The sequence below is a fragment of the Thermosipho sp. 1070 genome (assembly GCF_001682135.1).
In the GTDB taxonomy this organism is placed as follows: Bacteria; Thermotogota; Thermotogae; order Thermotogales; family Fervidobacteriaceae; genus Thermosipho; species Thermosipho affectus.
In genome coordinates this window covers 1,585,108-1,606,444 of record NZ_CP007121.1, presented here as the reverse complement: position 1 = coordinate 1,606,444, position 21,337 = coordinate 1,585,108, and the positions used below count along the sequence as shown (strand labels likewise).

Below are 21,337 nucleotides of genomic sequence, written 5' to 3'. Positions count from 1 at the left end.
CTCCAAAATCAAAATATTCCAATACTCGGGGCATTTTCTTTAAAATCCCATCCCAAGAATTTTTCATCAAATTCTACGATATAAAACAATACAGAAAACTTTTCTACATCTTCAAAATCAAAGTTCCCATCATTATTAAAATTAAAACATGATGAAAATTCAAACATCCAATGGTGTAACTTTTTTAAAAAGGTTAATTTTAAATCTTTAACCCTTTCTTCGTTAAAATCATAATTTACCTCAAATTTCAAACCTGGATCAAAAGATTTTAAAGCTAAATTTAAGTACAAATTATCCAACTTGTAGGTTATTCCAAATGAATCCTTTCCCTTCTTTAAATTATACTTTATAGAATAAACAGAATGTTTTGTAATATCATTTTTTACGTAATTAAATTCCAAGATATTTAACATATCATTTAATTTAAAACTCCCCTTAAAATATGCATTTTTTATATAATTTTCTTCTACAGATTGTAATAAACGACCCTTTAACTTTTGAAAAGTGATAAAATGTGTTATTTCCTTAATTGGAACGTTATCATTGTGATAATATTTAAAAATAAGGCTATACTTTAATGAAAATTTAGAATTAAAGTAATTAACTTTCACAGTAGTAGGTAAAAGCTTTTGTGTCCCAAAGTCGTATTCGGAACTAAAACTCATAGAAAAATACTTTCCTAAAAAATACTTTAATGAAATTTTATCATTCAAACTCCTTTTTTCTAAAAAATCATATCCTTGAATTAATGAAAAAGTCATATAATTTCCCTTAACAGATATATCCAAATTAAATTTGTTGTACCCTTCTCTTTCTGACCTGAAACTTTTTTTGTACGAATATTTTGGTTGGATCTCTAAAACTTTTAATTTTAGCTTTGAACTTAATTCATATATATCACTTAATTCTAAATTTAAATAATATTTATCAGTAAGTGCATTATAGTAATTTAACTCAAAAGAATATTTAAACTTTGAATCCAAAAACTCACTCTTGTACTCAAATGGTAATTTAAAAGAATGACTAACCCTGCTTATATAATTATCGTCTCTTAAACTTCCACTAAACCTTGTAGTGTACAATTTATCTTTAAAATAAAAATCGAAAATTCCCGTTTCTGAAATTGTAAAAGTCGAATTTGCAATTTCCTTTTTCATTTGCGTATTAAAATTCACATTATTGATATGAAAATTAAAAAAATATAACTTTTCATCTATATTTTTGACTGAAAAAAAATTATTAAGTACTATACTATTACTGTTTAAGATTAAACCTATATCATACCAAAAACTTTTTCCTTTAAAATTCAAACCAAACTTTTTACTCCATGTATTATAATTTAAAAGTCCATTGTAATAAAAGGGATAAAACTGGAACTTTAGGTTAGTATATTTTTCATCCCATCTGGTAATATAATTAAAATTTCTAAAATTTAAAGTCAGATATTGTTTCTTATAGTCCACATATAAAATGCTTCTTTTCTCATCTTGTATCTCGAAAATCAAATTTGAGCTTTCACCCGTCTCTAATTTTGTACTCAAAAGATAATTATCAACATACATATTATATTCTTGCTTAGTAGATAAATTAAAACCATTATCTAAAGAAAAGGAAAAAGAAAAAGGTGATTTATAATTTTTATCCAAATTCCAAAAATAAATTGGATATGGGAAAACGGGAAAATTTAATATTAACAAAACAGAATTTTCCGCAACTAAATATTTTCCCTCGTAAATATAAACGTCCAACGATTCCACCTTGTAATGTGGTTCTTTAAGCTCACAAGTTGTTACATACGCTTCATTTAACAAAACCATACTTGAATTATCCGTAAAATTTTCCGCACCAAAATATAAATCTATTTTCTTTTCTTTTGATTTATACTTTTCTATTCCTCTTACCTTTAAAGCATAGGAATTTTTTTCAGAAAAAAAATACTTTACATACCGTGCGTTATACTTTTTTCCTTCCTTAACATATTGCACATTTCCATATGCTTCTATTACCTTTGCCTTTAAATTTTCCACAAAAATAGTTGCTTCATCAGATATTAAAAGATTCTCATCCCAACTTATATGCACATTACCCATTGCATAAACTGATCCTTCATTATAAATCAAACTAGAAGCTTCCATATTCACAGTTTCTGAAAACATATTTCCAGAAATAAATGCTACGAAAAACAACACCAAGAACTTTGAGAATAATTCTCTAATTTTGTAAGCAAAAGGTGTGTCAAGCAAAAAAAACAAAAATACACCAACAGTTGCAAAAATTAAATTCGGGAACCAAGCTGCTAAAACGGGCTCCATTAGATTTTCCTTCCCCATTGCGGAAATCCAAGCACCAGAACCTTGGTACAACACAACAATAGAAAAGGTAAAAATAACACTCCAAGACTTACTTTTTAATCCAAACAATAAAGACAACGGAACACCAAGGATGGCTATTATAAAAGGGCCAATTGAATTTGCATACCTACTATGTAATTCCACAATCCACGGAGCAGGATCAATACCCAACTTTTTAAAAGTTCTTATTTTATTTTTTAATTCTTCACCTGTCATATCTCTAGGCGACTTTCCAAACCTCATAAGACTTTCCAAATCTTCTTTTAAATTCAACTTTATCTTTGAAAAATTAACATCTAATTTCAAAAAACCATCATTATCGGTAATATACATTCTACCATTGATTAAAAACCACTTTGAGTCTTCCTTTATAACTTTTTGCGCGGTAATTATTCTCTCTTCATTTTTTACATTTTGAAAAAGAACAACATTGTATAAAATGCCGTTAGACTGATCATATCTCTTAACAAAAAAATATTGAGAATCATCTATCTTAGTTAAGACATTTTCCCTAATGGAAATTTCTGGCTTTTTGTAAACATACCTAGATATAGTTTCCATAGCCTTATGATTAAAAGATGGAACTACTTGATCATTTAAATAAAATGCAAAAATACCAAATAAAATTGATAACATGAAAAAAGGATATACTAATTTTCGAGAGGGAATACCATGAACAAGTAGCGCTGTAATCTCCTTAGAATTGTATAACTGAGATAAAACCCAGAAAATGGAAAATAAAACCCCTACTGGAATTCCCATAGAGACAAAATACGGCAAGTTATAATATACAAGCTCAAAAAGCTTTAATATACTAACTCTATGTCTAACAATAATATCAGAGAGTTGATACAAAAGCTCAACACTTGCAAACAAAACAAAAGCCCCAACTCCCATTAAAAAAGGACCTATTGAAAGTTTTGAAACATACTTTGTTAAAACCTTCAAGCTTTATCCTCCAAAGACTCGATAGTATGCAATTTATCCTCGTAACATTTATATTGTCTACCGGTAATTATATACGATGTTGTTTCTACAATTTTTGTAGCAAGATCCGCTATTTCTTCTATTCTTTGTGATATCTCTAATAATATCAATGCCCTTTTTACATATTTTGAATCTTCCATCATATAAACCATTAATTCTTTTCTAATATCTTCAAAGAAATTATCTATTTCCGCATCCTTTTCACAAATCGATTCTGCTCCAGATACATTTTGATCTGCAAACATTCTCATACTCTCTCTTAACATAATTAAAGAAATTTTAGTCATTTCTGGAATCGTGATCAACGGTTTTAACTGCGGTTCTTTAATAAGTTCTAAAACTTTTTTTGCAATATCAAGTGTTTTTTCCGCAATCTCTTGAAAATAGCTTGAAATAACAAAGCTTCCCGTAACCATTCTCAGCTCTCTAGACATAGGCATCATGGTAGATAATATTATTAAAGCCTTCTCCCTTATTTTCATATCCATTACATTGATATCATTCTCATTTTTTAAAGCACTAAATGCTGCATCTTTATCCCTTTCCTTCAAAGCATTCAACACTTGATTTAACAAAGACTCAATTAACCATCCTTCTTTCAAAACCATTTTCTTCAAATCTTCCACATGTTCTTTTAATATCCAATCCATACCAACCACCCTACAAAAATTTTTTACCGTACCCCAACTTTTCCTTTATAGATTTTGAAAAATCATAATCCTTTGGTCTTAAAATTATTATCTTTTTCTTCGACTTTTTTATCTTAACTTCACTTACTTTACCAAATCCCATTCCATCTAAAACAAGATTTGACTTCTGATTTAACTTAATTAACACTTCCTCACTATCTGGTATAATAATACTTCGTGATGCCAAAAATTGTGGAGCAACTGGTGTAATTACAAAAGAACTCACATTTGGGAGCAAAATAGGTCCTCCCAATGATAATGAATACCCAGTTGAACCGGTTGGAGTACTAACTATAAGCCCATCCGCGTGAAAGTAAAAGCTACCATCTTGAAAAAAAACTTGTATATCCAACATCTTTTGAGTAGGATCCTTTATCAACAGAAGTTCATTTAAACTGTAAAACTTTTCAACTTTCAAAAAAAATCTTCTATCCTTTACAAAATTATTTTCCTTTAAATCAAACAAAAATTTTTCAAAATCTTCCAACGTATAACTGGATAAAAATCCCAATCGCCCACCTTTAAATCCTACTAATGGATTTTTTACTTTATGCGCCGCTTTCAAAAATGTTCCATCTCCACCTAAGACCAACGTCAAATCCACTTCAATATTTAGCAATTTCTCATTACAATAAACAACATCAAATCCTTCAAAAAGAAGATCTTTCTTAAATTTTTCGGCAATATCCTTTAACGTAGGTTTATAAAATATTCCTATAGTTTTCATTTCAACATATACCCCAAATCTATAATACTCTGTATTAAAAATCTATCCAAAAACACCAATATTACTATACTTATTAACGGCGAAATATCCACAGGTCCAATTCTTGGAATTAATCTTCTTACAGGTTTTTCCACAATATCGGCAATTGCTTGAAAATAATAATATATCCTTGAAGGTAATGGAAACCAACTTAAAATAGCAGAGATAATAACAAAAAACATCTCAATATCTATTAAAATTCGCAAAGCTACCCCCAATCCTATCAAAAAATTACCTAAAATAAACATTATTTCAACCTCCCATTTCTTTCTCCAAAAATCTTACTACCAATTCTTAATATAGTCGCACCTTCTTCAATGGCAATTAGATAATCATTTGACATCCCCATTGAAAGTTCCTTAATCTCTGGAAATTTTTTAAGGAGTTTTTCTTTTAAAAACTTTGCACTCCTAAATACACGCCTTATAGCCTCAACATCATTAGTAAAAGGGGCCATAGTCATTAAACCAATAATCTTTACATTTTCAAATTCATATGCCTTTTTTATAAAATCTTCTACTTCTTCACTTCTTAATCCTGCTTTGGTTGTTTCACCTGATAAATTCACCTGTACTAAAACCTTTTGAACCTTGTTAAATTTCGTGCTTAATTTATTGATTTCTTTTATTTCCTCTAATCTTGTAACAGAATGGATTAATTCTGCTATCGGGACTATGTATTTTAATTTATTTAACTGTATTCTTCCAATAAAATGCCACTCTATATCATAATCTTTCAAAATTTTCGATTTATCGCGTAATTCTTGCGCGTAGTTTTCACCAAATATCCTAACTCCAATTTCATACGCATTTTTAATTACATCTACTGGAAAAGTCTTGCTCACCGCAACAAGTTTTATTTCATCCTTTCTTCCAACTTCCAACATTTTACTATTTATGCTATTTACTACTACCTCATATCTTTCCTTTAATTCATTACTCATCAAAAAGCCCCCTTTTTACATTTATTCCCAGATGTTTATACGCTTTTTGTGTAGCTATTCTTCCCCTGTGAGTACGTGCAATAAATCCACTTTGCAAAAGGTAAGGTTCATAAACTTCTGAAATACTATCTTCTGAGATACCAACAGATGCAGCTAGTGATTTCACACCAACTGGTCCTCCATTATACACCTCTATTATTGTTTTTAAAATTCTTCTATCAAGCTCATCTAATCCTTCTTCATCTATTCCCAAAAGTTCCATTATTTCTCCAACCATATGCATATCTATTGTAACTTTTCCACGTATTGTACTCATATCTCTGACCCTTCTTAAAAGTCTTAGAGCTATTCTAGGAGTTCCCCTTGATCTTCTTGCAAGCAAAATTGCAGCATCTTTTTTAATCTCAACATTTAACACTGAAGCCGCTCTTTCAATTATCTTGCTTAATTCCTCTATTGAATAAAAATCCAATTCCATTATTAAACCAAATCTATTACGCAAAGGGGCACTTAACAAACCACTACGCGTTGTTGCACCAACCAAAGTAAAAGGTTGTAAATCTATCCGTATTGACCTAGCAGAAGGACCCTTCCCTATTAAAATATCAATCTGAAAATCCTCCATTGCCGTATACAAAATTTCTTCGACAGATTTATTCATTCTGTGTATTTCATCAATAAACAAAACATCACTATATTCTAAATTAGTAAGTATTGCAGCCACATCCCCTTGTTTTTCAAGTATTGGTCCACTTGTAACATGTATATTAGTTCCAAGTTCATTTGAAATTATATGTGCTAATGTAGTCTTTCCAAGCCCAGGAGGTCCCACTAACAAAACGTGGTCAAGTGCCTCACTTCTCATCTTTGATGCTTTTATCGCAAGTCCTAGTCTTTTTTTTATATTTTCTTGCCCAATATACTCATTTAATTTTTGTGGTCGTATTGTTTGTACATCATTTGGCATCTTTTCCGGATCAATTATCCTTTCAGAAATAATCACACCTCCTTATTGAAATGATACCATAAAAATTTGTATTAACAAATACCATTTTGGTATATAATATACTTGACAAGTTAAAAAAATTGTGTTTAATCTTTAATGTAATTAATCTGTTAAGGAGGGATAAAATGAAGAGAGAAGAACTTTTAAGACAAGTAAGTAAAATTTTAGCCGAAAAGCTTGATGTTCCCATTGAAGATATAGATGAATCTTCTAATATAATCGACGATCTGGGTGCAGATTCACTTGATGTAGTCGACCTTGTAATGATTTTAGAAGATGAGTATGGCGTAAAGATAGAAGACGATGAACTTGAAAGAATTGTCACAATCGAAGACCTTTTAAATATTCTTGAACCCAAATTAAAAGACAGAGAGGATTAACATGAAATCAATTAGTAAATGTTTAACTTGCCATGTCGAGCAAGCACAAAGGATACTTGATAAATTTGTTTCTTCAGAACAAGAAAAATTTGAATTTCTAAAAGAAATTCTAAAAGAGCTCTCCAAAACAAGGTTTGGATTAAAGCCTATTGAAATTGCGGAATTTTTATACAAAAAACTTGAAGAGTTATTAGATAAAGAAGATTTATACAAAACAGAAAAGGAAAAGTCAAATAAAATTGCGCTATCCTTGTACGAAAATTTTAAGTTTAAAGTACTTGATTGTGCGGATCCATTGTATGAAGCAGCCAAGCTTGCAGTATCCGGAAATTTAATCGATTTTGGCGCTTTAAGTAACTCTCCCGAGGAACTATTTGATAGAATTAACGAAATTTGGCAACAACCATTCTCGATTGATGATTTCGAACTCTTTAAAAGCAATATCTCAAATTCTAATACATTGCTTTATATCGCTGATAATACAGGAGAAATAGTTTTTGATATGTTATTTATTGAAATTTTAAAAGAATTTCATCCTAAATTAAACATATCAGTTGCGCTAAAAGGACATCCTATTATTAACGACGCAACTGTCGAGGACGGTTATGCCATTGGGTTAAATAAGTTTGCTACATTAATAAATACCGAATTAAAAACAGCAGGAACTTGTCTAGAAAAATCCTCACAATTGTTTAGGGAAGCATTTTTCATGCACGATATTGTAATTGCAAAAGGACAAGGAAATTTTGAAGGTTTGTCTGAAGTTTCCAGAAAAAACCTTTATTTTGCCCTCGTTGCAAAATGCCAAGTTATATCCGATTACATAGGAGTAGAAAAAGGCTCTAAAATATTTATGAATTCAAAAAGAATTCACCAAGTCTGATTACTATAGAATCATATATATCTTCTTTGGAGCCTCTTGGAATTATTGAGGCTCCGAAGTTTTTATCTATTTTTTCTGGCACAACTATACTAAACCCATCTATTTTACAATTCTTAACTACATCCATTTTAAAATATTTTGTATCAATCCTATCAAAAAATAAATCTTTAAATTTAACAGATTTTGCAACTTCTAAAGCTTTTTTTAAGTGTGTCTCTCTAGGTCTACCCCAATCGTATATTCTATATGTAAGGTCTGATGATTGTTGAACTTCAATCACCGTTGAGTTGGGACCAAGTGCATGGATTATCCCTGCTGGGATATTAACAAAAGTCCCTTTTTTTACTTTTAAAATTTTTAAAATGCCCTGCCAATTTCCTTCTTTTACGGCTCTTGGTATAAGTGATGGTTCTTCACAAATTGCTATTTCTCCATCACTTAAAAAATACCACGCTTCATTTTTTCCCCAAGGTTCATTTTCCACAATCTTTGCATATTCATCGTCGGGATGAACTTGAAGAGAAAGCCAATCAGAAGTGGAAATAAGTTTTACCAAAAGTGGGAATCTTTCAAATCTTTCTCCACACAAACTCTCTGAAATCTCATTAATATCTTTTCCATCTACTAACGTTGTAAAAAGTGGATGCCCGGAAACTAACCAAATTTCACCAATTTTTCCTTCTTTTATTCCAAAGATCTCATTTATCTTTTTATTTCCCCAAATTTGGTTTCTAAATTGCGGTCTAACTTTTATCATTCACTATAACCTCCTACAACCACTTTTCCTTCTGAAAGTTTCAAAATAACCTTAGGCATTCCTTTATTAATATAATACTTTATTCCTTGTATAGAAACTTCTACACCTGGATGTACAATCCTTTTTATAACTATCCTAGCATTTACCTTAGTTTTGTTTATTTTTTCTTCTATTTCATGAAACCTTTTTGTGTTTTTTTCAAGTTGCTCTTTGATTACCATTAAAGTATTAGATGTCTTCAAAAACAATTTCTTTTTATCTTCAGGTATTTTTACACCTTTCTCCTTTAGTACTTTATACTGCTTTAATATTTGCAATAATTTTTCTGCATTTTGTTTATCAAGCATTATTTGAGTTTTTAATAAATTTCTTTCTTCAATAAGTTCAGGTGAAATTCCCACCTCAAGATGTGTAGGCGTTGCAATTTCTGAACCTGCTTCTTCAACTACAATTTCAAATTCAGCTACATAATCTCCTCCTACTATTACACCTTTTCCATTTTCTGAAGTAATCGATTTTCTGGCTTTCACTTTACAATTACTCAATTGTTCATTAAAGACAACCACTCCAGCTTCAATAGTGGCATTTTCCGCAAATTTTATCTTCAAAGTACCTTTACATTTTACAATACCTTTTTCACGTCCTTTAATACCTGTCGCAGTAATATTCCCTTCTAACGAAATTACAGTAGCTGCTTCGATTAATCCTCCAACTTCAATATCTCCTTTTGCCCTTACAACAAATCCTGATTTAACATCTCCTTTAACTATAACAGTTCCGGGAAAATCAATATTTCCAACGGAATAATCCACATTACCATCTATTTCCAAAGTCTCTTCAACATCTATAAAATTCGTATCATTGTCTACTTTTAAAATCCCATCAACTTTTGCATATATTTCATCATCAATTTTTTCAACATTTTTCCCTAACTTAAGCTCAATTTCTTTTCCATTTTTTCCCAAAACAGGTTCTCCTAAAACATTTATTCCATCTTCCCCTTTAGTAGGTGGGAAAATTGAAGCTATTTTTTGCCCCTTCTTAACAATAATCCTTCTGTGTGTTGGAAACTCCCTAAAATCTACTTTATCACTTTTATTTTCCATACCTTTTTCGAAATCTACAAATTCTATACTTCCATCTAATCCAATACCAGCTGGTTTTCCAAAAGCAACCTTTATAGGTACATTAAATTCTGGATTTTCACATATTCTATTTATTACATCACTATCAATTCCAAAAACTACCCCATTTTCCTTTAATGCATCCATTATATCTTTTTGACTAACTTTTTCATTATCTGAAGTTTCTTCAAGTATAACACTAGCACTCATTTTATCTTCAGAAATCTTCACATTTATTAACATAAATCCCCCCCTCTTACTTTGTAAATACCACTACCAATGATAAAACGGAAATAACCACAGAAACAATGGAAACAATTTGAAGAGTATTAATTTTATTTTCCGCTTCTAGGATCTTATCCGTCATTACGTTTAAAACTTTTTCAGATTCACCTTTGTATTTTTTTAAGTCTTCCACATCATTGGAAATCTTTGAAATATTGTCTAAAGCAATCTTTTTATTTTCTATTTCAGATAATTTCGCCTCAAATTCTTTGATTTTCTGATCATATACATCAAATTTCCCGAAAGAATCCTCCAAATTTTGTATCCTTACTTCCAATTGTTGGTACCTATTTTCAATAATCCCAAATTTATTTACCACATTTCTAACCGTTAAAATATCTATACCTTCCAACCTTTGTCTTAAAGTATCCAAATCACCAGAAAAAGACTTTAAATCAGATAACATAGTGTATAATTCATTAATTTTTGTTTCCATTTCCGAAATCTTAGATAGTTTTTCAAAATCACTAGGTTTTAAATCTCCTAATTTATTATACAAATCTTCAATAGCCGTTATTTTTTTTGAAAGCTGCGAAACCATTAGATTCAAATTAGTTACATCAGAAGGTATATTCCCCAATTGCTCGTTTAATTTTGAAAACTTTGCCAAATTTCTCGCCTGTTCTTCTAAAAAATTAGTCTTTAACTCATCTAGTTCAGTATTCAAAATATTTACTTTTTTTTCAAGTTCTCCAATTTTTTCAATAGACGCAATTTTTTCATCAAACTTTTTTATCTGAGTATTGAATATTTCAGATATCATAGAAATTTGTGCAGAAAGTGTGTTTAAATCTTCCTTTTTTGCATATTCTTTATCTAAATTATTTAACTTTTCATAAATTTTTTCAATTGCTCCTTCGGATAAAACAGTTTCAGATGCTTTTTTTACAAAACGTTCTATCTCTTCAAACCTCATCTTTGTTTTGGAAAAAGAATCTTCAAGTAGCGACATCCTTTTATCTACTCCATTTAAAGCTGCTTTATATGTTTTTAAATCTTCGTTAATATTTAAAAGAACATTTTCTAATTCAGATAACTTATCCAAACTGTATTTTTGTATAACGGTATACAATATTTTTGCAATATCAAGTCTTGTAATAAGCAATGAAGGTTTAAAATTACCATTAATATCTAATTCCATTATTTGGTTTCTAACCAAAAATTCAACTGCAGAATATTCTGGCACAATTGGAGACAAATCCGTTATAGTTATCTCAGCAGAAAACGCTATACTGAGAAATAATATTAAACCTAATACTAATTTTTTCATTTAATCCCCTCCAAACACCTCATTTAATATGCCATTTTGAATTATCACTTTATTTTCAGACACAATAATACCTTCTTTTTGAAATCTAAACTTATGCATCCCCTTTGGCAAAACCAAAAAATAAATGGGAGTTCTACCAATAAACTTATCATCAACATAAACATCTAATTTATCCTTAGAATAGACATTTACTACACAATGTTCTTCATCATCAATAATCAAGTTATTTACAACTGTAAAATTTGTAGAATCATCATCTGAAATAAAGGTTAAAATCTCACCAAATCTTGCATTTATAATCGCTGGAGAGTTATACCTTATCCCCTTATATTCTACTGCACCCTCTCTACCTAAAATTATACTATAACTTTCTGGCATCTTTTCAATAGATCCATCTGTAAAACCATACCACTCCCTGTTTTTTCCTACTATCTTTGTAAAATACAACCTTTTTGCAACAAAAAGATTAGATGCTTTTATACCGTCAAGAAATACCAATAAATTTTCGTTTATTTTTGAAATTACATTTCTCTTTAAATTATAAACATAAGTATTATTTCCAGACTTTAAATTTATTTTCTTTTTTAACTCCTTATAACCTTCGCTTCTAATTGTAATTTCATAATCTCCTGGCATTGCTTTAAAATTTGCTGGGCTTACCTTTGAAATGCTGTTAAAAATAATTTCGGCATTTTCTGGAAAACCATAAACGTAAAGCTTGGAAAATTTCGTCTCATCTACGTTAAACTCATATTCTTCTGCATTTGGAACATCTATTTCTTGTTTCAATTTAACAAATTCGGGATCTAGTAACTCTAAAACATATTTTCCAGGTAAAACTTCCAATTCTGTAGGAATAGTTAAATATTTTCCATTAAAAATTACATTTAACTTTTCAGAAGCATTAATCCTCAATTTGACAAACCTTTTAAGTTTTACATTTATTTTCTCAATTTTTGAAGCTCCCACATGCAAATTTAAAGTTTTCGAAATAAACCCTTCCTTTTCCAAGTGAATTTCTAAAAAACCAGCCGGAACTTCAAAAACAGAAGGTGATAAACCGTAAAATTTACCGTTGATATAAATCTTGACATTTTCAGGATCTGTGGTTATTTCAACGTAAGAAGGCAATGATAATGAAACGTTTAAAGTGCTTTCTGTTGAAACCAGTGTTTCATATATTGAATAACCGGGTTTAACAATCTTTAATTTTCCTGGATACGTCAAATTGGAAATCTTTAAAATACCATTTAACGGAACAACATCAATTAATTTATCATTCCAATACACCATTGCGCTTGGCTCAGTTATAATTACCAACTCAGAAAAAAACATACTTGTAAAAAGTAAAATCAAAATAACAAAAGTTTTTCTCATAACTATCACCCGTAATCTTTCATTGATTCATTCAATTTCACCAAAAGAACAATAAGCTGTTTCTTGGACTTATCATCAAAATCCTCTATTACTTTTTCCACAAATTCTATCCTTTTTAAAATAACCTTATCAATTACCGCTTTACCTTTTTCTGTTAAGTCCACAGCAATAACCCTTTTATCATCATTTTTTCTCTTTCTTTCTGCAAAACCTTCAGCTTCCAATCTTGAGACTAAACCTGTAGTTGTACTTTTAGCTATTCCTAACATTTTACTTAAATCTGTCATTGTTTTTTCACCGGTAAAATAAAGCTTTTGCATCAAATCAAATTGCGCAGGAGTTATAGGAAAATCCTTTAATACTTCTCTTCCTTTTATTTTAATTCTAAAACAAATCTCCCTCAAAAGATTTTCAACATTTTTCGACACAATTTCACCTCTTTGAAACTAATTCTTTGTACGCTAGATATGTTTCAAATAAATCAATCTTTGACACAATTTCATACGGTGAATGCATGCTTAATAATCCTGGACCCATATCAATAACATTAAAACCTTCTTGAGCCAAAAATTTTGCAACTGTTCCTCCACCACCTACTCCAATTCTCCCCAAAGTTCCAACTTGCCACCTTATTTTTGCACTGTTTAATACTCTTCTTACGTGCAACAATGTTTCCGCATGTGCTTCACTTGCACCAGCTTTACCGCGTACTCCAGTATATTTTACTACAACAACTCCATTCCCAATCCTTGGAGCGTTGAATTTATCATGTACGTCTTTAAAGTTGGGATTTATTAATGCAGCAACATCTGCAGAAACAACAAAAGAATTTTCAAATAATTCATCTAATGCAAATTCTACATCGCTTTCTCCCTTGGCTTTTAAAATACTTCTAAAAAATTTCTTGTAAAACCTTGCTTTGGCACCTGCATTACCCTCACTTCCAATTTCTTCCCTATCAAATAAAATAACCGCTGCAGATTTTTCCAATTTTTTTGCGTCAATCAACGCCATAATAGCTTGATACGAACAAATTCTATCATCTTGCCCATATGCCGCAATCATACTTCTATCAAATCCCACTTCTCTTGACTTAATTGCAGGAACAACTTCAATATCAGCGCTTACAAAATCTTCTTCCTCAATATCGTACTTTTCCTTTAAAATATTTAATATATTTTTCTTTATTGCGTCTTTCTCAGAGCCATCTAAAGGAATAGAGCCAACGATTAAATTCATTTTTTCTCCCTGAAATTTTTCACTTACTTTTTTATCTTCCTTATCTAAATGTGGTAATAAGTCAGCAAATAAAAACACAGGATCTTCTTCACTCAAACCTATATTTATATCAATTTTTGTACCATCTAATTTATAAACCACTCCAACAAGTGCTAAAGGAATATTGTACCATTGGTAAAGCTTTACTCCTCCATAGTAATGTGTCTTTAACATTGCAATAGATTCGTCCTCAAATAATGGATTAGGTTTAAGATCAAAACGCGGCGCATCAATATGAGCAGCTATAATGTTAAATCCATCCCTTGGTTCACCGACAATTCTTGCGGCAACCAAAGACTTGTTTGCATTGATATAGTATATTTTTTCTTCATTTCCAGTATATTTTTCCAATGGTATAAATCCATTTTTAAGAAGCATTTTTTCAAAAAATTCCACCGCAAGTCTTTCGGTTACAGCAGTATCTATAAATTCTCTATAACTTTTTCCAAAACTTTCTACCTCGTTAATGTCCCTCAATTTCCAAAGATTTTTCATAACTTTTCCTCCTTTACCAAATTTCTATTTCAGTTTCCAAATTAACTTTGTATGCTTCATAAATTTTATTTTTTACGTGATTAATAATATCTTTTACATCTTTTGATGTTGCATTGTTGTAATTTATTATAAACCCTGCATGTTTCTCAGATATCATAGCTCCTCCTATCTTAAAACCTTTCAATCCAATCTTTTCTATAGCACTACCAACATAAAAGTTCTCTTTTGGTCTTTTAAATACACTACCAGCGCTTGGGAACTCTAATGGTTGCTTTTCAACTCTTTTTTTTATAATATCATTCATTTCCAAAAATATTTTTTGCTTATCTCCTTCAAATATTTTAAATCCCACTCTCAAAATAAATAATCCTTTATTTTTTTTGAAAATACTATTTCTGTATGAAAAATCCAATTCTGATTTACTTAATCTTCTGATCTTATTTCCATCATATACATCGACAAATTCAACCAAATTTGCTGTTTCCCAACCAAAAGCCCCTGCATTCATATATACAGCTCCACCAACACTTCCCGGTATCCCATATGATTTTTCAAATCCAGAAAAACCATGCTGTAATGCATAAAGACACAATCTCTTTAAATTTAAACCACTTTCACATACCAGTAAATCTTTTTCAAAAACAATCTCCGTTAACTTTTCTGTAGAAAGAATGTTATAATCCATAAAATCATCTTTTGGTAAAACATTAGTACCATTTCCAAGAATTCTAACATTACCTTCAAATAGTTTTATTGTTTTAACAAATGATTCTAACGAATATGGAACTACAAATAACCTAACTGGTCCACCTATTCTAAAACTTACATGGCATTTTAATTTTTCATTGGTATGCACATCATTTCCCAATTCCAATAATATATTAATTATTTTCTTTAAATACTTCAAATACTACCACCCTATTTCTTCCCAAGTCTTTTGCTTTATATAATGCATCATCTGCATATCCAACAAGTTCATCTGAAGTATCCACCTTTACTTCAGGATAACATGCTATTCCAAAACTCATAGTTATTTTAAATGGAAATCTATCAATCAATTCAATTTCTCTTCTTAATCTCTCTGCAATCTGTTTAGCCTCTTTAGAAAAAGTATTTGAAAGCAAAATTATAAATTCTTCACCACCATATCTTCCAACTATATCATTTTTATTACGTACACCACCTTTTAAGATACGAGCTACTTCCTTTAGAACTTTATCTCCCATTAAATGTCCATATTTGTCATTTATCTGTTTGAAGTGATCCAAATCACACATTATTATCGACATTTTTTCTCTAAATTTTTTGGCCCTTATAAAATATTGTTCTATCTTTTCTGCAAAGTAATATCTTGTATACAATTTTGTCAAAGGATCTAAAAGACTTCTAATTCTTAATATAGATGACTTAAGTGCAGTAACAAAACCATATTCTACAATCTTTAATAAATCTAAAATATATAATAGTTCTTCATCACTAATTCTCAAATTTTTATTTGAAATGTATATATAATATTCTAAGTATTTATCAATCTTATCTGAAATTCTAATTCTCAGTGGTGATTTTTCTATAGAATCTTCTTTCAATATATCATCTGCGTTAGAAAATTCAAACTTTTCTTCAATTTGCTTATCTTCAACATAAATAGCAACTTCATTAACAGGCAATATTTGAATAATTTTACTTGCAAAATAATTTATGATATTTTGCGGTTCTTCTATTTCTTCTATAGCCTTTAGTTCTTCTAAAACTTCCAATGCAAAATTAGATTTTAAAAAGTAATCTTTCAATCCCTTAGAAATATTTTGTTTTTGAAGCATATCGGAAATATTTTGCCCCTTCTTAAAATAAGAATTTATACCTGCACTTTCGTTTTTCTCCAAAATTCTCACGTAATTCTCCAACCCAATTTCTCTATACAATGAATATGCTTTTGAAATATACAGGCTATACCTATAACTCTTTCCTAAAACCTTGTAATATTTGGCAAATCCTTCATACAAAAGCGCCAATGACAACTTCAAATCTTGACTTGCATAATCTTTTTCAAAAAATCTCAATTGTTCAAAGAAACCTTCAGGATCAACTTTGGCTATTTTCTCGCCAAATAATGAGAAAATTTCCTCCCTCCACAAAAACACGTCTGAATCTTTATACTCATCCCAAACTCTTTTAAATTTATCTTCATCTTCTGCAAGACTTAATTTAACAAAATAGTTAAATCCCCATTCCAAAAATGACTTTTCATTTTTATGTTCTTCGTATAGTGCTCTTGCAAGTTCAACTTTTCCAGTAAAAATATATAACATAAACAAAGATTTAAGATAAGAATCACTAATTTCAAACTTTTGTGAAATCTTATTTATTATCATCAAATCTTTGTACCCTTCTTCAAATTCTCTATTGTAGATATGATATAACACTTCCAATTTATAAGTCTCAGCAAGTTCATAATCCATATTTTTTAATTTAATTATCTTCCTTAATTTTGAAAGTTCCATAAAAAACTCTCTAATATTTCCTATATATAGCATTGTATAAATCTTATTTATCTTGGAAACTATAGAAAGATTAGTCAGTCCAACCTTTTCTGCATAATAAATAGACTTATCAAGCAATTGTCTTAATATGACAAAATTACCAATGTTAAACGATTTATTGTTATATATAGTGGGTAAAAAGTGGTATAATTCCTTTTCTTTTGCTATCATCTCTGCTGTATTATAAAAATAATCCGAAGAAAGCTTATCTCTACTAGATAAGAGATTTCCCAATAAAATAAGAGCCCTTATTTTTAAATCCACGACAAATTTCGAATCTACATCTTTAATTGATGAGATTTCTTTTAAAACGGAAATATCTATTCTATCGTATAATCCTAAATTATAAAGTGCCGAATAATATAACAATATCCTCCTATAAGTCCCTATCTTTCCAAATCCTTGTAATTTTTCTTTATTTTCCTCAAAAAATTCCACAACTTCTCTATTTTTTTGATTAACAAATTTTGAAACCATCCTCCAATACAAAAAGATTTCCTTATCTGAAACTTCAAAGTTAATCTTTTTAAATGTACGGTAATATACTTCTATTTTAAATCTAATCAACGAATACAAAACCTTTCCAGGGGCAAGATCTTCCGCTTCAGAAATCATTTTAAGTAATATATTAGGTGAATAGTATTTTTCAAGTCCCCTTCTTATTGCTTTTAAGTAAAAAATTACGGCTTTTCTTTCCTCTCCTAACATTTTAAAATGCCACGCTACTTTTTGGTAAACTCCAAAAAAATCAAACTTCAAATACTCACAGATAAGTTTTTGATGAATTTCTTTTTTTCTTTCCGCTTGAGAATATAACTTCTGCCAATATTGTTTCAGTGTAAATCTCCAAATAGAATACTCTCTATATAAAATTCCCCTTTTTTCAGATAACTCTATAATTTTTGAAAAATCTTTATTTAATATTTTTTCAAGTAATTTTATTTCTTCTACAGTAAACTTCTGTCCCAAAACAGATAAACACCTCAAAGAATATACATCTTCTGCATTTAGCATAGAGAAAACATCAAAAATATTTTCAAAACTAAAATTTTCTAGTCTTTCAAAATCGCAAATCCAACAATTTTTTTCAATATCTTTTCTTAATATTTTTTTCTCAACAAGGGAACCCAAAATTTCCACCAAGATCCCGGGAAACCCACTACTTACCTTATGCAAAAAATCAACCAAAATATCTAATTTCTCAATTTTACCAAATGACTTTTCCACTAATTCTCTTACATTTTCTACACTAAAAGGATTCAATGTTATTACTTTTTCAAAATCCTCAAATTCTTCCGTTGAAAAAGCTATAATCTTATGATTTCCAGAAAAACTCAACTTAGATAATTCTTTCAAAAAAACTTTAAAATTATCGAATTTTTCTTGATAATCATCAACTAATATTATAATCTGATCAAATTCCTCCATTACACTTCCAACTAAAGGTACAAGCGTATCTACTTTCCCGCCATTTTTTATAATATCACTGATCTCACTCAGTACATTTTCTGAACCTTTATCTGCTGCCAATTGTAAAAGTTGCAATGCAAATTGTTTAATACTATTTGCACGGATAACATTTTTCCCTTCTACCATAAACCTGTCTTGCAATATATTAATTAAGGTGGTTTTACCCATTCTTTGTTCTCCTACAACTCCAATAAATCTTTCAGGATAATCTACAACTTTTAAAATAATATCAAGTTCAGGTCTTTGGATAGTAGGAACAACAAAATTCATTTCCAAAAAACTCTTATAAACACTTGGCATTCCAAAATGAAAATTTCTTTTGGTAACATCCTCTCTTACCATTTCTTTTATTACTTTATTTATCTCGTCATTTTCCAAGTTTAGTTTTTCTAAAAATTTTCCAATAACGTAAACCGTAGATTTTTCAACAATTTGCTGTTTTTTCAAAAATTCAGGCGCAACAAAAACTCTATCTTTTATCTCAGGAACCATGTTTCTGGATAACCAAATTGGTGGCTGTACAACAAAAGTATTTTCCTGTAACAAAATATCGTCAACAGAAAAAATTGGAAAAAATAAATTTGGTACATGATAAATTTCTTGAAGCAAATTTAGCAAAATCAAAAAAAGTGCTCTCTTAGAGCTTAAAGAGAGTTTTTCAATTTCAACAGGTTGCTCGTTGTTATATGCAAAATACAAAACTACCTTTTCATTTTCTATTTCGTATCTTTCAGGCTTTAAAAAACCCATTACATAATTTAACAAACTCAAATAGTTGGAAAATTCCATAAAATTTCCAACTAAATCTTTGTCTATAACTTTCATTCTTTTTATATTTCCTTCTTCTTCAATGATATATTCCTCTCCATTATAAGTCTTCCTAAAAAATTTTAAAATTTTCATATATTTCCCCCTTGAAACTTACTTGGCTACCTTTGCGCTGAAAAAGTAGCCTTAGTTAACTTAATTACCTCCTTAATTATATCTTCTATATTCCCATTTATGGTCACACCAGCCGCCCTTGGATGGCCTCCTCCCCCCAGAGAAAACGCAATCTTGCTTACATCAAACCACTCTTTCGACCGAAAACTTATATGAACTTCTCCCTTTACATATTCATAGAAAAATATGGCAATTTCTACTCCTTTAATAGCTCTAATCTCGCTTACAAATCCTCCACTATCTTCATCTGTACAATTAAACTCTTCATAATCTTCTTTTGATAAAAATGAATATGCAATTTTCCCATCACATTCTAATTTTAAATTATCAATCATTCTAGATAATAATTTAAACTGTTCAAGCCTTTTGTTTTCCAATATCATTCTTGCAATAACATCTGGTCTTGCACCTAGTGAGATCAAATATGCCGCATCATTAAAAACTCTTTCATCTGCATTTGAATATTTAAAAAATCCCGTATCAGTTTCTATTCCCATTAAATTTACTAATGCAAGTCTTTCATCATATTCAACTTGAAGTTCTTTGTTAATCCTTAAAACCATTTGGGCTGTAGCTCCAAAAGTAGGATCCACCCAATTTATATCTCCAAAATAAGTGTTAGTAGCATGATGATCAATAACTATGACTTTAAAATCTTTTAACACTTCTGAAAATCTTCCAACTCTATCTGGACTAGAGGCATCAACTACTACTATAACATCTGGATTAAACCCATATACATCTATTTCATCATAATTTCTGATATGTTTTACTTCATCAATCTCGTGAAAATAACCTGGAATTTTCCAATCAATTGAAGATAGAATTTCTTTCCCTAATTTTTTTAGACCTAATGAAAGAGATAACACTGAGCTTATATCATCACCATCTGGCATTATATGACCAATTACAACTATTTTTTTTGCTTCATTTAAGGTTCCAACAATATTCAAAAACTCATTTGCAACCAATCAAGCCACCTCCAAAGACTTTAAAACTATTTTTGAGAATTTATCTTTTACTCTATTTGCAACTTCTACAACTTCTTTATGTGATAATGGCTGATCCAAAACACCTGCTGCCATATTTGTTACACAAGACAACACAAGACAATCTATTCCACAGTGCTTTGCAGCAATTATTTCAGGAACCGTTGACATTCCCACTACATCAGCCCCTAATTTTCTAAACGCCCTTATCTCGGCGGGTGTTTCATAGCTTGGGCCTAAAACGGCCATATAAACTCCTTGTGGCAAATCAAAACTTTCTTTTAACCTTTCAGTCCATTCTTTATCTAAAATAGTCGACATATCTGGAAATCTCTGTCCAAACTCTTCGTAATTTGGACCACGCAACGGATTTTTAAATTGGAAATTAATAATATCTTTTACCAAAACAATATCTCCAGGTTTTAATAACTTATTTATTCCTCCTGCTGCGTTTGTAATTATTAATTTTTTTACACCTAATTTGTTTAAAACATAAATCACAAATTTTATCACTTCAGGAGACCATCCTTCATACAAATGGAACCTTCCCTTTAGTACAACTACACGTTTCCCAGATAATTTACCAAAAACCAATTTTCCTTCATGACCTGCAACCGTAGAATGTGGAAAATTCGGAATTTCTTCATATGCTATTTCATTTGAATCTTCTATTTTATCCGCTAAAAAACCAAGACCGGATCCTAAAATTAATCCTATATCCGGTTTAAAATCAACTTTTGCTCTAATATATTCAACTGTTTGCAAAATTTTTTCCTTCACTATTTCCACCTCCTCATGTTATAAT

18 protein-coding genes are annotated in these 21,337 nt (G+C 29.9%); 2 read left to right on the top strand and 16 right to left on the bottom strand.

The genetic code is table 11. From position 1 onward, the window contains the following. Positions 1–8: 8 nt before the first annotated feature. The 6 genes from Y592_RS08190 to ruvB are packed head-to-tail and all read right to left on the bottom strand — an operon-like array spanning position 9 to position 6,703. Positions 9–3,299 (bottom strand): YjgP/YjgQ family permease, encoded by a 3,291-nt coding sequence (locus Y592_RS08190; protein ID WP_075666494.1) that lies wholly within the window; start codon positions 3,297–3,299, stop codon positions 9–11. Continuing rightward, positions 3,296–3,988: a phosphate signaling complex PhoU family protein gene (locus Y592_RS08185; RefSeq protein ID WP_075666493.1), complete on the bottom strand. Its 693-nt coding sequence runs from the start codon at positions 3,986–3,988 to the stop codon at positions 3,296–3,298. Before Y592_RS08185 ends, Y592_RS08190 begins: the two co-directional genes overlap by 4 nt. 10 nt (positions 3,989–3,998) lie before the next feature. Then, entirely contained in the window at positions 3,999–4,754 is a 756-nt protein-coding gene (locus Y592_RS08180) for an NAD(+) kinase (protein ID WP_075666492.1), read from the bottom strand. After that, positions 4,751–5,041 (bottom strand): YggT family protein, encoded by a 291-nt coding sequence (locus tag Y592_RS08175; RefSeq protein ID WP_075666491.1) that lies wholly within the window; start codon positions 5,039–5,041, stop codon positions 4,751–4,753. The genes Y592_RS08180 and Y592_RS08175 overlap by 4 nt, the downstream gene beginning before the upstream one ends. Then, complete coding sequence (locus Y592_RS08170) at positions 5,041–5,736, bottom strand: YggS family pyridoxal phosphate-dependent enzyme (protein ID WP_075666490.1); 696 nt, start codon at positions 5,734–5,736, stop codon at positions 5,041–5,043. Before Y592_RS08170 ends, Y592_RS08175 begins: the two co-directional genes overlap by 1 nt. Next, positions 5,729–6,703: a Holliday junction branch migration DNA helicase RuvB gene (gene ruvB / locus Y592_RS08165; protein ID WP_075666749.1), complete on the bottom strand. Its 975-nt coding sequence runs from the start codon at positions 6,701–6,703 to the stop codon at positions 5,729–5,731. Before ruvB ends, Y592_RS08170 begins: the two co-directional genes overlap by 8 nt. A 164-nt stretch (positions 6,704–6,867) precedes the next feature. Between ruvB and Y592_RS08160 the strand changes: the two genes are divergently transcribed. After that, positions 6,868–7,122, top strand: a complete 255-nt coding sequence (locus Y592_RS08160) for an acyl carrier protein (protein WP_075666489.1) — start codon at positions 6,868–6,870, stop codon at positions 7,120–7,122. Between the two features lies 1 nt (position 7,123). Then, the gene (locus Y592_RS08155) at positions 7,124–8,005 is read left to right on the top strand and encodes a damage-control phosphatase ARMT1 family protein (protein ID WP_075666488.1); all 882 of its coding nucleotides are present in this window, start codon (positions 7,124–7,126) and stop codon (positions 8,003–8,005) included. Here Y592_RS08155 and Y592_RS08150 read toward each other — a convergent pair. From Y592_RS08150 to Y592_RS08105, 10 genes are read right to left on the bottom strand one after another with little or no spacing between them, the layout of a single operon-like run. Then, on the bottom strand, positions 7,974–8,762 hold the full coding sequence (locus Y592_RS08150) for a type I phosphomannose isomerase catalytic subunit (RefSeq protein WP_075666487.1): 789 nt from the start codon (positions 8,760–8,762) through the stop codon (positions 7,974–7,976). The two genes, Y592_RS08155 and Y592_RS08150, sit on opposite strands and share 32 nt — an antisense overlap. Beyond that, entirely contained in the window at positions 8,759–10,129 is a 1,371-nt protein-coding gene (locus Y592_RS08145) for a DUF342 domain-containing protein (RefSeq protein WP_075666486.1), read from the bottom strand. The genes Y592_RS08150 and Y592_RS08145 overlap by 4 nt, the downstream gene beginning before the upstream one ends. A 13-nt stretch (positions 10,130–10,142) precedes the next feature. After that, positions 10,143–11,441, bottom strand: a complete 1,299-nt coding sequence (locus tag Y592_RS08140) for an S-layer homology domain-containing protein (RefSeq protein WP_075666485.1) — start codon at positions 11,439–11,441, stop codon at positions 10,143–10,145. After that, positions 11,442–12,818 carry a PEGA domain-containing protein gene (locus Y592_RS08135; protein ID WP_075666484.1) on the bottom strand — a complete coding sequence of 459 codons (1,377 nt, stop codon included), beginning with the start codon at positions 12,816–12,818 and terminating at the stop codon, positions 11,442–11,444. Positions 12,819–12,823: 5 nt separating this feature from the next. Beyond that, the gene (locus Y592_RS08130) at positions 12,824–13,246 is read right to left on the bottom strand and encodes a MarR family winged helix-turn-helix transcriptional regulator (protein WP_075666483.1); all 423 of its coding nucleotides are present in this window, start codon (positions 13,244–13,246) and stop codon (positions 12,824–12,826) included. A 4-nt stretch (positions 13,247–13,250) separates the two neighbouring features. After that, positions 13,251–14,591, bottom strand: a complete 1,341-nt coding sequence (locus tag Y592_RS08125; RefSeq protein ID WP_088368949.1) for an aminopeptidase — start codon at positions 14,589–14,591, stop codon at positions 13,251–13,253. A gap of 13 nt (positions 14,592–14,604) precedes the next feature. Beyond that, complete coding sequence (murB, locus tag Y592_RS08120) at positions 14,605–15,498, bottom strand: UDP-N-acetylmuramate dehydrogenase (protein WP_075666481.1); 894 nt, start codon at positions 15,496–15,498, stop codon at positions 14,605–14,607. After that, complete coding sequence (locus tag Y592_RS08115; RefSeq protein ID WP_088368948.1) at positions 15,473–19,504, bottom strand: GGDEF domain-containing protein; 4,032 nt, start codon at positions 19,502–19,504, stop codon at positions 15,473–15,475. The genes murB and Y592_RS08115 overlap by 26 nt, the downstream gene beginning before the upstream one ends. A 26-nt stretch (positions 19,505–19,530) precedes the next feature. Beyond that, positions 19,531–20,514, bottom strand: a complete 984-nt coding sequence (locus Y592_RS08110; protein ID WP_075666479.1) for a DHH family phosphoesterase — start codon at positions 20,512–20,514, stop codon at positions 19,531–19,533. After that, the gene (locus Y592_RS08105; RefSeq protein WP_075666478.1) at positions 20,515–21,312 is read right to left on the bottom strand and encodes a purine-nucleoside phosphorylase; all 798 of its coding nucleotides are present in this window, start codon (positions 21,310–21,312) and stop codon (positions 20,515–20,517) included. Positions 21,313–21,337: the final 25 nt, after the last annotated feature.

Coding starts and splice junctions, on each gene's coding strand:
- Y592_RS08185 (WP_075666493.1), bottom strand. CDS start 3,988: ATGGATTGGATATTAAAAGAACATGTGGAAGATTTGAAGAAAATGGTT.
- Y592_RS08180 (WP_075666492.1), bottom strand. CDS start 4,754: ATGAAAACTATAGGAATATTTTATAAACCTACGTTAAAGGATATTGCC.
- Y592_RS08175 (WP_075666491.1), bottom strand. CDS start 5,041: ATGTTTATTTTAGGTAATTTTTTGATAGGATTGGGGGTAGCTTTGCGA.
- Y592_RS08170 (WP_075666490.1), bottom strand. CDS start 5,736: ATGAGTAATGAATTAAAGGAAAGATATGAGGTAGTAGTAAATAGCATA.
- ruvB (WP_075666749.1), bottom strand. CDS start 6,703: ATGCCAAATGATGTACAAACAATACGACCACAAAAATTAAATGAGTAT.
- Y592_RS08160 (WP_075666489.1), top strand. CDS start 6,868: ATGAAGAGAGAAGAACTTTTAAGACAAGTAAGTAAAATTTTAGCCGAA.
- Y592_RS08155 (WP_075666488.1), top strand. CDS start 7,124: ATGAAATCAATTAGTAAATGTTTAACTTGCCATGTCGAGCAAGCACAA.
- Y592_RS08150 (WP_075666487.1), bottom strand. CDS start 8,762: ATGATAAAAGTTAGACCGCAATTTAGAAACCAAATTTGGGGAAATAAA.
- Y592_RS08145 (WP_075666486.1), bottom strand. CDS start 10,129: ATGTTAATAAATGTGAAGATTTCTGAAGATAAAATGAGTGCTAGTGTT.
- Y592_RS08140 (WP_075666485.1), bottom strand. CDS start 11,441: ATGAAAAAATTAGTATTAGGTTTAATATTATTTCTCAGTATAGCGTTT.
- Y592_RS08135 (WP_075666484.1), bottom strand. CDS start 12,818: ATGAGAAAAACTTTTGTTATTTTGATTTTACTTTTTACAAGTATGTTT.
- Y592_RS08125 (WP_088368949.1), bottom strand. CDS start 14,591: ATGAAAAATCTTTGGAAATTGAGGGACATTAACGAGGTAGAAAGTTTT.
- Y592_RS08115 (WP_088368948.1), bottom strand. CDS start 19,504: ATGAAAATTTTAAAATTTTTTAGGAAGACTTATAATGGAGAGGAATAT.